General features: G+C 65.3%; 8 protein-coding genes. 4 read left to right on the plus strand and 4 right to left on the minus strand.

Going from position 1 to position 10,832, the window contains the following annotated elements; all coding sequences use genetic code 11:
- Positions 1 to 879: LysR family transcriptional regulator (locus tag N5D48_RS24360; protein WP_279888576.1), on the minus strand; the 879-nt coding region annotated here is incomplete at its 3' end.
- 136 nt (positions 880 to 1,015) lie between these two features.
- Here N5D48_RS24360 and N5D48_RS24365 point away from each other — a divergent pair.
- Both N5D48_RS24365 and N5D48_RS24370 read left to right on the plus strand, forming a co-directional pair.
- Positions 1,016 to 2,506: an aldehyde dehydrogenase family protein gene (locus tag N5D48_RS24365; RefSeq protein ID WP_279888578.1), complete on the plus strand. Its 1,491-nt coding sequence runs from the start codon at positions 1,016 to 1,018 to the stop codon at positions 2,504 to 2,506.
- Positions 2,507 to 2,612: 106 nt separating this feature from the next.
- Entirely contained in the window at positions 2,613 to 3,899 is a 1,287-nt protein-coding gene (locus N5D48_RS24370; RefSeq protein WP_279888580.1) for an FAD-binding oxidoreductase, read from the plus strand.
- Between the two features lie 149 nt (positions 3,900 to 4,048).
- Here N5D48_RS24370 and N5D48_RS24375 read toward each other — a convergent pair whose 3' ends face one another.
- Positions 4,049 to 5,479, minus strand: coding sequence for a mechanosensitive ion channel family protein (locus N5D48_RS24375; RefSeq protein ID WP_279888581.1), 1,431 nt, complete (start codon positions 5,477 to 5,479; stop codon positions 4,049 to 4,051).
- Between the two features lie 303 nt (positions 5,480 to 5,782).
- Between N5D48_RS24375 and ycaC the strand changes: the two genes are divergently transcribed.
- Both ycaC and N5D48_RS24385 read left to right on the plus strand, forming a co-directional pair.
- Positions 5,783 to 6,412, plus strand: coding sequence for an isochorismate family cysteine hydrolase YcaC (gene ycaC / locus N5D48_RS24380; RefSeq protein WP_279888582.1), 630 nt, complete (start codon positions 5,783 to 5,785; stop codon positions 6,410 to 6,412).
- Positions 6,413 to 6,669: 257 nt separating this feature from the next.
- A complete protein-coding gene (locus N5D48_RS24385; protein WP_279888585.1) occupies positions 6,670 to 8,508 on the plus strand; it encodes an amidohydrolase in 1,839 nt (612 codons plus the stop codon).
- Between the two features lie 93 nt (positions 8,509 to 8,601).
- On the opposite strand, the gene N5D48_RS24390 is transcribed toward N5D48_RS24385, so the two are convergent.
- Both N5D48_RS24390 and N5D48_RS24395 read right to left on the minus strand, forming a co-directional pair.
- Positions 8,602 to 9,513 (minus strand): LysR substrate-binding domain-containing protein, encoded by a 912-nt coding sequence (locus N5D48_RS24390; protein ID WP_279888583.1) that lies wholly within the window; start codon positions 9,511 to 9,513, stop codon positions 8,602 to 8,604.
- 398 nt (positions 9,514 to 9,911) lie between these two features.
- On the minus strand, positions 9,912 to 10,196 hold the full coding sequence (locus tag N5D48_RS24395; protein ID WP_028688634.1) for a DUF3077 domain-containing protein: 285 nt from the start codon (positions 10,194 to 10,196) through the stop codon (positions 9,912 to 9,914).
- Positions 10,197 to 10,832: the final 636 nt, after the last annotated feature.

Genomic DNA, 10,832 nt, shown 5'->3' on the forward strand with positions numbered 1-10,832 from the left:
CTGCTCGGCGACCCACTCCACCAACGCCCGCACCTTCGGCACCTCCGCCGCATGCTCGGCATACGCAAGATAATGCGCGCCATTGCTCTGCATCGCATGCTCCCAGGCTAGCACCAGGCTGCCCTCGGCCAGCTCTCGGGCCACCAGGTAGCGCGGCACCAGCGCCACTCCGCACCCCGCCTGCGCCGCGCTCAAGGCCATGTAGAAGGTGTCGAAGCGCGGCCCGTGGTAGCTGTTGTCGGTGTGCAGCCCTTGCTCGAGGAACCACTCGTGCCAGGCTTCCGGTCGCGAGGTGCTCTGCAGCAGTACCAGCTCCGCCACCGCGCCTGCGTCAGGCAGCGTGCGCCCTTGCAACAGCTCCGGCGCGCACACCGGCACCACCTCTTCGCCGAACAGCTCGATGCAGGTCGCGCCGGGCCAGGTGCCCTGGCCATAGAAGAACACCACATCGGCCGAGCCCTGCAGCAGGGCGAACGGTTCCATTTCGTTGCGGATGTCCAGGTGAATGTTCGGGTAGCGCTTGCCGAAGCCCTTGAGGTGCGGGATCAACCAACGCACGCCGAAACTCGGTTGAGTGGCTACCTTCAATACTTCGGTCTGCGAGCCATAGCTCAGGACATAGCGGCTGGACATGTCCACCTGGGTGAGGATCTTGTTCACCTCGGCCAGGTACAGGCTGCCGGCGGGGGTCAGTTGCAGGCGTCGGCGGATACGCAGGAACAGGTGGTGACGCAGCATCTCCTCGAGCTGCGCCACCTGCTTGCTCACCGCGCTCTGGGTCAGGTGCAGCTCCTCGGCGGCACGGGTGAAGCTCAGGTGGCGGGCTGCGGCCTCGAAGCACTGCAGGGCGGTCATGGACGGAACCAGGCGTTTGGACATAAGCGGTCTCTGCGGCTGAAATCATTACCTGGCGGAATGATATGCGGAATAAAGGTCGTTTGTTGCACCTGTGTAATCGGATTAATACTGACCCACATCATTTTTCACCCCTTCACCCGATGAAAGGAGAAGCACAATGGTTGCTGCATTGCTCGAGCGTCTTGGCGTTGCCGCCGCGGCTCACACCCAGGGCGACTACCCTGTTCACACCCCGATCGACGGCAGCCGCATCGCTTCGGTGAAACTGCTTGGCAAGGCCGATACCGTTGCCCGCATCGACCAGGCGCAACAGGCCTTCGACGCCTGGCGCAGCGTGCCGGCCCCGCGTCGCGGCGAGCTGGTGCGCCTGTTCGGCGAAGTGCTGCGCGAGCACAAGGCCGACCTCGGCGAGCTGGTCTCCATCGAAGCCGGCAAGATCACCCAGGAAGGCCTGGGCGAAGTGCAGGAAATGATCGACATCTGCGACTTTGCCGTCGGCCTGTCGCGCCAGCTGTACGGCCTGACCATCGCCTCCGAGCGCCCGGGCCACCACATGCGTGAAACCTGGCACCCGCTGGGCGTGGTCGGGGTGATCAGCGCCTTCAACTTCCCGGTGGCGGTGTGGGCGTGGAACACCGCGCTGGCGCTGGTGGCCGGTAACGCGGTGGTGTGGAAGCCATCGGAGAAGACCCCGCTCACCGCCCTGGCCTGCCAGGCACTGTTCGACAAGGCCGTGAAAGCCTTCGGCGATGCGCCGGCTGGCCTGGCGCAACTGGTGATCGGTGGCCGCGAGGCCGGCGAAGCCCTGGTCGACGACCCACGCGTGGCGCTGGTCAGCGCCACCGGCAGCACCCGCATGGGCCGTGAAGTCGGCCCGCGTGTCGCCGCGCGCTTTGGCCGCAGCATCCTCGAACTGGGTGGCAACAATGCCATGATCCTGGCCCCGAGCGCCGACCTCGACTTGGCCGTGCGCGGCATCCTGTTCTCCGCCGTCGGCACCGCCGGCCAGCGCTGCACCACCCTGCGTCGCCTGATCGTGCATCGCTCGATCAAGGACGAAGTGGTCGCCCGCGTCAAAGCCGCCTACGGCAAGGTGCGCATCGGTGACCCGCGCAAGGACAACCTGGTCGGCCCGCTGATCGACAAGCAGTCGTTCGATGCCATGCAGGGCGCGCTGGCCAAGGCCCGCGACGAGGGTGGCCAGGTGTTCGGCGGCGAGCGCCAGCTGGCCGAGCAGTATCCGAACGCCTACTACGTGTCGCCGGCCATTGCCGAGATGCCGGCCCAGAGCGACGTGGTGCGCCACGAGACCTTCGCGCCGATCCTCTACGTGCTCGCCTACGACGACTTCGAAGAGGCCCTGCGCCTGAACAACGAAGTGCCGCAAGGCCTGTCGTCGTGCATCTTCACCACTGACATCCGCGAGGCCGAGCGCTTCCAGAGCGCCTCGGGCAGCGATTGCGGCATCGCCAACGTCAACATCGGCACCAGCGGCGCGGAGATCGGCGGGGCGTTCGGGGGCGAGAAGGAGACCGGGGGTGGGCGTGAGTCCGGGTCGGATGCGTGGAAGGGCTACATGCGCCGGCAGACCAATACCGTGAACTACTCGCGTGAGTTGCCGCTGGCGCAGGGTATCGTGTTCGACTGATGCAATGATGCTGCATGGCCGGGGGCCATAGCCCCCCCGGTTCGCGGGTAAACCCGCGAATGGGCCGCATGGCGGCCCCAACAAGAACAACAGCTGGAGCCGGGCCATGTCCGAACTGCGTCAAGAATGTCTGTGGGAACACGTCACCCAGCCGACCGTCGCCGCCCAGGCCCTGGCCGGCGAGCACAAGGCCGACGTGTGCGTGATCGGCGGCGGCATTACCGGCCTGTCCGCGGCGATCCACCTGCTGGAGCAGGGCAAGTCGGTGATCCTGCTGGAGGCCTGGAAGATCGGCCACGGCGGCTCCGGGCGCAACGTCGGCCTGGTCAACGCCGGCACCTGGATCCGCCCCGACGACGTCGAAGCCACCCTCGGTCACAAGCAGGGCAGCCGCCTGAACAAGGTGCTCGGCGAGGCCCCGGGCGAAGTGTTCGCCATGATCGAGCGCCTGGGCATCGACTGCCAGGCCCGACACGAAGGCACTCTGCACATGGCGCACAACGCCACCGGCATCGCCGACCTCGAGGCCCGCCACCAGCAATGGACCCGGCGCGGCGCCGACGTCGAGCTGCTGACCGGCGCGCAATGCCAGGAATACTGCGGCACCGACAAGATTTCTGCCGCGCTGCTCGACCGCCGCGCCGGCACCATCAACCCCATGGGTTACACACAGGGCCTGGCCGCTGCCGTGACGCGGCTGGGCGGCAAGCTGTTCCAGCAGTCCTCGGTCGAGGGCCTGGAGCGTGATGGCGATGCCTGGCGGGTGCGGACCGCACGCGGCGCGGTGCGCGCCGACAAGGTGGTGATCTCCACCGGTGCGTACACCGAAGGCGACTGGAGCAACCTGCAGAAGCACTTCTTCCGTGGCTACTACTATCAGGTCGCCTCCAAGCCCCTGCACGGCGGCGCCGCCGACAAGGTCCTGCCCCATGGCCAGGGCTCGTGGGATACCCGCACCGTGCTCAGCAGCATCCGCCGCGACGACCAGGGCCGTCTGCTGCTCGGCAGCCTTGGCCGGGTCGACAACAAGCCGGCGTGGTTCGTGCGCAGTTGGGCCGACCGCATCCAGAGCCACTACTACCCGGAGCTGGGCAAGGTCGAGTGGGAAATGCACTGGACCGGCTGCATCGACTTTACCCCGGATCACCTGATGCGCCTGTTCGAACCGGCGCCGGGGCTGGTGGCGGTGACCGGCTACAACGGGCGCGGCAACACCACCGGCACGGTTATTGGCCGGGCGTTTGCCGAGTTCCTGCTCAAGGATGACCCGGACAGCCTGCCGATTCCGTTCTCGCCGATGAAGCCGGTGAGCGCGCCGTCGCTGCGCACGGCGTTCTATGAATCGGGGTTCTCGCTGTACCACGCGGGGCAGTGTCTGCGGGTGGTGTTGTAGGCCCTGGCGCACCTGTAGGAGCGGCCTTGTGTCGCGAAAGGGCTGCGTAGCAGCCCCAGGGTTTCGGCGTTGAAGCAAAGATCGCCGGGGCCGCTTTGCGGCCCTTTCGCGACACAAGGCCGCTCCTACAGGGGGATGGCGGTGCTTGGCTACTTGTGCAACCAGCTCAGGAACCCACCTTTCTTCACCAGCGTCGGCTTCTGCAGCAACAGTGATTCACGCTTCATCCGCCGGAATCGCTGCAGCTTGGTCAGCGCCGACTTCACATCGCCGCTTTCGGCCAGGCAACCACGCACTTGCTCCTTGTCGATGCGATAAAGCATGCAACCGCTCAGGGCGCGGAACTCGACGGGCGAGGCTTCGTCGTCCACCAGGCCCTCGAGCCCCAGCACTTCCCCAGGGCCCATGCGCCCGCCTTCGATCATCCGCTCGCCATCGCGCACCGACGCCAGTATCACGCCCCGGCTGATCAGCAGCACATGCTCCGAACGTTCGCCGATGCCCAGGATGACCTGGTCGGCCAGGTATTCCACCGTGCTCATGCGCTGGCTGAGGGTGTCGCGCTCTTCATTGGTCAACGAACGGAACACCGTCACCTCGTCCAGCAGCTCGCGCTGGCGGCTGCGCACGGGGGCGCCAAGGTCGATGTTCCAGGTCACGCCGCTGGCCTCCAGGTGGCGGTGGGCCAGGTCGAACAGCTGATTGCGCGCCTCGGTCTTGCGCGACATGTCGGCGATGAAACCGCTGGCCTCGTACTCCACCGATTCCAGCGTCGAGGTCTTTACCGTGACCTTGGGCGCCGGCTTGTCCAGCAGCATGCTGGTGCCCTGCAGGGCCTTCTCCAGCGCGTCGAATACCCATTGCGGGCGCACCTTGGCCGGCACCACCACGCTGATCGACACCCCGTGCACTTCGGCCGGGCGGCTGAAATTGAGGATCTTGGCCTTGGCCGCCACCGAGTTGGGGATCACCGCCAGGCTGCTGTTGCCGGTGATCAGCCGGGTGGCTCGCCAGTCGATGTCCACGACCTTGCCCTCGGTGCCGTCGATGGAGATCGAGTCGCCGATCTGGTAGGGCCGCGTGGTGTTCAGCACGATGCCCGAGAATACGTCGGCCAGCGTGCTCTGCAAGGCCAGGCCGATGACGATGGCCATTACCCCGGAGGTCGCCAGCAGCCCCTTGACCGGCAACTGCATCACATAGGCCGCTGCGGCCACCACCGCCGCGAGGAAGATCAGCGCGCCGAGCACATCCTGCAGCAGGCGTCCGCCGTGGCTGCCGCGGGCTACCAGCAGCAGGCCGAACACCACCGTCACCGTGCGCGCGGCGAACAGCCACCAGCCGATCGCCAGTACCGTGGCCATCAGGTTGCGCGGGACATCGTCGGCCCAGGGCGGGGGCTGCAACGGGCTCATGCCCGCCGCCATGAGCACCGCGCTGAACAGCAGGAAGATCACCAGCCGCGTGGCGATCCGCCAGGCCCGGTGCTGCTGCAGCGGGATCAGCTGCCAGAGCAGCAGGTCGAGCAGGATCAGCAAGGTGCCGAGCAACAACGGGTATGACTGGATGAAGGCCAGCATGATGGTCTCGGTGCGGGGGAGGGCTGTGGGTAGTAATAGAGCAGGTTGGGGAGTCGGGCAATGACTGTCTGCGGGTATCGCAATCGCGGGGCAAGCCCGCTCCCACGCAAGCCATGTCGCTTGCGTGGGAGCGGGCTTGCCCCGCGATAAGGCCAGAACAGGCAACGCCAATCAATCGTTCGTAAAATAGAACGCTACGACCAAAATCCGCTATCTACCGCCATAAAGGTCCCGGTTTTAATCTTCTCCCATCAACGCGAAACACCTAACCCACTGAAGATCGAAACCCAAGGAGCACCGGCAATGAACAACTTCAAATACAACCGCCTGAACAAAGACGACGCCGCCGTACTGCTGGTCGACCACCAGGCCGGCCTGCTGTCCCTGGTCCGCGACATCGAGCCGGACCGCTTCAAGAACAACGTGCTGGCCCTGGCGGACCTGGCCAAGTACTTCAACCTGCCGACCATCCTCACCACCAGCTTCGAGCAAGGCCCCAACGGCCCGCTGGTGCCGGAGCTGAAAGAACTGTTCCCGGACGCCCCGTACATCGCCCGCCCCGGCCAGATCAACGCCTGGGACAACGAAGATTTCGTCAAGGCGGTGAAGGCCACCGGCAAGAAGCAGCTGATCATCGCCGGCGTGGTGACCGAAGTGTGCGTGGCGTTCCCGGCGCTGGCGGCCCTTGAAGAGGAGTTCGAGGTGTTCGTGGTGACCGACGCCTCCGGTACTTTCAACGAAATGACCCGCGACGCGGCCCACAGCCGCATGAGCCAGGCTGGCGCGCAACTGATGACCTGGTTTGGCGTGGCCTGTGAGCTGCACCGCGACTGGCGCAACGATGTCGAGGGGCTGGCGGCGCTGTTCTCCAACCACATCCCGGACTACCGCAACCTGATCACCAGCTACAACGCCCTGACTGCTGCCAAGTAAGCCGCCTGCCAGGCACCGGCTCGGTGCCTGGCCCACCCATTTTCAGGTGCGTCGCGCTGAGCGCCCGCCCTGTTCCATTGCTAGCCTTAACTGCCTGCCGATCACTCGTCCGAATGGAGAGCACCATGAGCCAGGATCCCACCGACCAGAGCCGCCGCAAGTTCCTCGCCACCGGCACCGTGCTCGGCGCCGCCGGCGCGCTGTGGAGCGCATTGCCGTTCACTGATTCCGCCCATGCCGGCATTTCAGGAGATCCCATGTCCGCCGACCTCATTCTGTTCAACGGCAAGTTGCACACCGTTGACCGCGAGAAGCCCACCGCCAGCGCCGTGGCCATCAAGGACGGCAAGTTCATCGCCGTGGGCAGCGACGCCGAAGCCATGGCCCACAAGGGGACCGCCACGCAGATCATCGATCTCAAGCAGCGCACGGTGATTCCGGGCCTGAACGACTCGCACCTGCACTTGATCCGTGGCGGCCTTAACTACAACCTCGAACTGCGCTGGGAAGGCGTGCCCTCGCTGGCCGACGCCCTGCGCATGCTCAAGGACCAGGCCGAGCGCACGCCGACCCCGCAGTGGGTGCGCGTGGTCGGTGGCTGGAACGAGTTCCAGTTCGCCGAGAAGCGCATGCCCACGCTGGAAGAGATCAACCAGGCCGCGCCGGACACCCCGGTGTTCCTGCTCCACCTCTACGACCGCGCACTGCTCAACCGCGCCGCGCTCAGGGCGGTGGGCTACACCAAGGACACACCCAATCCGCCGGGCGGCGAGATCCAGCGCGACAAGTTCGGCAACCCCACCGGCATGCTCATCGCCCGACCCAACGCCACCATTCTCTACGCCACCCTGGCCAAAGGGCCGAAGCTGCCGCTGGAGTACCAGGTCAACTCCACCCGCCAGTTCATGCGCGAGCTCAACCGCCTGGGCCTGACCAGCGCCATCGATGCCGGCGGCGGCTACCAGAACTACCCGGACGACTATCAGGTGATCCAGGAGCTGGCCGACAACGACCAGTTGACCGTGCGCATTGCCTACAACCTGTTCACCCAGAAACCCAAGGAAGAACTGGCCGACTTCAAGAACTGGACGCAGAAGGTCAAGCCGGGCGACGGCAACGACTTCTTCCGCCACAACGGCGCCGGCGAGATGTTGGTGTTCTCCGCCGCCGACTTCGAGGATTTCCTCGAACCGCGCCCGGACCTGCCGCAGACCATGGAACAGGAGCTGGAACCGGTGGTGCGTCACCTGGTCGAGCAGCGCTGGCCGTTTCGCCTGCACGCCACCTACGACGAGTCGATCTCGCGCATGCTCGATGTGTTCGAGAAGGTCAACCGTGAAATCCCGTTCAATGGCCTGCCGTGGTTCTTCGATCATTGCGAGACCATCACGCCGAAGAACATCGAGCGGGTGAGGGCGCTGGGCGGTGGCATCGCCATCCAGGACCGCATGGCCTTCCAGGGCGAGTACTTCGTCGACCGCTATGGCGCCAAGGCTGCCGAGAAGACCCCGCCGATCCAGCGCATGCTTGCCGAGGGCGTGCCGGTCGGCGCCGGCACCGACGCTACCCGGGTGTCCAGCTACAACCCGTGGACTTCGCTGTACTGGATGGTCAGTGGCAAGACCGTCGGCGGGCTGGAACTGTATCCGGAGGGCCTGAGTCGGGCGACCGCGCTGCAGCTGTTCACCCATGGCAGCGCCTGGTTCTCCAGCGAGCAGGGCAAGAAGGGGCAGATCAAGGTCGGTCAGCTGGCGGACCTGGCGGCGCTGTCGCTGGACTTCTTCAGCGTCGATGAAGAGGCGATCAAGGGCATCGAGTCGGTGCTGACCATCGTCGACGGCAAGGTGGTGTACGGCGCCGCCGAGTTCGACAAGCTGGGCCCCGCGCAGGTGCCGGTGTTGCCGGAGTGGTCGCCGGTGGCCAAGGTGCCGGGGCACTGGCGCGCCGGTGCGCCGCTGGCGGCGGCGCTGCACCAGTGTGTCGGGCCGTGCGGGGTGCATGCCCACAGCCATGAGAAGGCGCGGCATTCCAGTGTGCCGGTGAGCGATTACCAGGGCTTCTGGGGGGCGCTGGGTTGTTCCTGCTTCGCCTTCTGATGGCCTGATCGCGGGGCAAGCCCGCTCCCACCGAGACTACAGGGCTTCGTGGGAGCGGCGATGCGGCGGCCCGACTTGCCCCGCGATGGCGTACTACGCCATGTCGCTGATGGCGAACTCCTCCGCCAGATGATCGATCAACGATCGCACCGACGGCAGCAACCCCCGTCGCGACGGGAAGATCGCATGCACGATGCCGCAACGCGGATGCCAGCCTGGCAGCATCTCCACCAACCGCCCCGCCGCCAGGTCCTCGCGCACCGCCACCCTGGGCAGGTGCGCGATCCCCACGCCCGCCACCAAAAAATGCCTCAGCGCGAACAGGTCGTCGGTGACCATCCGTGGTTTGTGCGGGATCACCAGGCTGCGGCTCATGTCCTCACCCTGGAACAGCTCCCACTGATACTCCCGCTGGGCCCCGCCCCAGTGCAGGCTGGGCAGCTCGCTCAGCTGCCGTGGATCGAAACCGGGTGGCAGCTGTTCGCGCAGCGACGGGTGGCCGACCAGGCACTGGGTGCTGTTGCTCAGCACCTTCATCACCATGTCGGTGTTCTCCAGCGGCGGGAAACGCACCCGCAGTGCCACGTCAAAGCCCTCATGCAGCAGATCGACGCGGCGGTTGGTGCTTTCGATGAACAGCTCCACTTGCGGGTACTTGAGCATGTAACGGGTCAGCATCGGTCCGACCCAGGAGTTGAGCAGGGTGGTCGGGCAGCTGATGCGCACCAGCCCGCGTGGTTCGCTGCGGTTGCGCTCGATGAGCTCGGCGGCGCCCTCGGCTTCCACGCGCATGGCCAGGCAGCGGTTGTAGTAGGCCTGGCCGATCTCGGTCAGCGAACAGTGCCGGCTGGTGCGGTGCAGCAGGCGCACGCCGAGGCGCTCCTCCAGGTCGGCGATGCGCCGGCTGAGCTTGGACTTGGGCATGTCCAGCGCCCGCCCGGCCGGGGCGAAGCCACCGTGCTCGACCACCTGGGTGAAGTAGTAGAGGGAGTTGAGGTCTTCCAAGAGCGGTCTCCGCGACGGGGCAGGGGGTGGTTCGCAGTCTACCGGGTGGTGGGGCTGGCGTGCAGGGCGAGAGCTTTGTGGCGCCTATGAGATCGAGCGCCGCCCGCGCGGCGCATCGCGACGCAAGGCCGCTCCTACATTTGTTGCAACGTGCCGAACCTGTCAGGCCATGGTTGCCCGCCTTGATGCATGCCTTGAAACAGGTGAGGCGGCAGTGGTGCCCACGCTGAGACCGCGTCGTACCCACAAGGCGGACCCGGTAATGGCACAGGATTGACTGGCCCGAAACAGATGTAGGAGCGGCCTTGTGTCGCGACGCGCCGCGCGGGCGGCGCTCGATCTGATAGGCGCTGCAAGGCCCTCGGCAAGCACTTGGCGGCCCTCATGCGATCTGCTTCTCAGGACGACTCAATACCCTCCAGCATTGCCTCCGTCAGGCCTTCGGCCATCTCGATGCCATGCAGGCTGGCCCACAGCAGGCTCCTGCCGGTTTCATCCATATGTTCCAGCGCCTTGTAGCCGACGTTGTAGGCACTGCGCAGGTACTCGGCGACATGTACCAGGGCGTCGTGGGCGTTGATATTGGGGTTGACCGCGAACAGCGGTGGGTGGCCGGCGTCGCATTTGCCAAAGGGGTGGTGGCGGGTATCGGGGAGGGGTGGGTCGGGGACGATTTTTTTCATGGTCAAACTCCGATAGAAATTGACCGGCACCGTCCGTTTCCACGCGAAGGGTGGCGGCTGTACACGGGGTGGAAAACCAGGTTATCGGAGAACCCCGGCAGGCCTTACGGCCTCCCGCGTACAGCTGCCGTTACGACAGATAATCCGATAACCAACCAGCCGGGTTTCCACGCCCGATCGCTGAACCGACAGCGACCCGGTCAGCCTAGAGGGCATGATTTCCCCGGACAATCAGAAGGGTATCGACAGACTTTGTAGGGTATTTCTTGGGCTGTAGGCTGCCCAGTGGGAAAGGCCTGCAGAGCTCGTAGGAAGTGGATGGGGTTGTTCTAGCTTGAGGTTGCCAGCCACTCGCAGCAGCTCAGGACCGATCTGACAAGAACGCCAGAGAGCGGGGGCTCTCATCGAGTTGGCCCGAGTGATCAAACTGCGTTCTTTCCATTCCACAGGAACGCATCATGACTCAAGCAGCCTTGATGGGTGTAAGGTATTACCTTACACTCCTTCAACCATGATTCGAAGTTTCAGGCACAAAGGCCTGAAGTCACTTCACCTGCGGGGTGATACCTCGGCTGTCCGATTTGATCACGTAGCACGTCTGCGGCGTTTACTTGCATCGCTGGATGTCGCGCAAAG

The organism is Pseudomonas sp. GD03858, from assembly GCF_029840925.1.
Lineage (GTDB): Bacteria > Pseudomonadota > Gammaproteobacteria > Pseudomonadales > Pseudomonadaceae > Aquipseudomonas.

Coding starts and splice junctions, on each gene's coding strand:
- N5D48_RS24365 (WP_279888578.1), top strand. CDS start 1,016: ATGGTTGCTGCATTGCTCGAGCGTCTTGGCGTTGCCGCCGCGGCTCAC.
- N5D48_RS24370 (WP_279888580.1), top strand. CDS start 2,613: ATGTCCGAACTGCGTCAAGAATGTCTGTGGGAACACGTCACCCAGCCG.
- N5D48_RS24375 (WP_279888581.1), bottom strand. CDS start 5,479: ATGCTGGCCTTCATCCAGTCATACCCGTTGTTGCTCGGCACCTTGCTG.
- ycaC (WP_279888582.1), top strand. CDS start 5,783: ATGAACAACTTCAAATACAACCGCCTGAACAAAGACGACGCCGCCGTA.
- N5D48_RS24385 (WP_279888585.1), top strand. CDS start 6,670: ATGTCCGCCGACCTCATTCTGTTCAACGGCAAGTTGCACACCGTTGAC.
- N5D48_RS24395 (WP_028688634.1), bottom strand. CDS start 10,196: ATGAAAAAAATCGTCCCCGACCCACCCCTCCCCGATACCCGCCACCAC.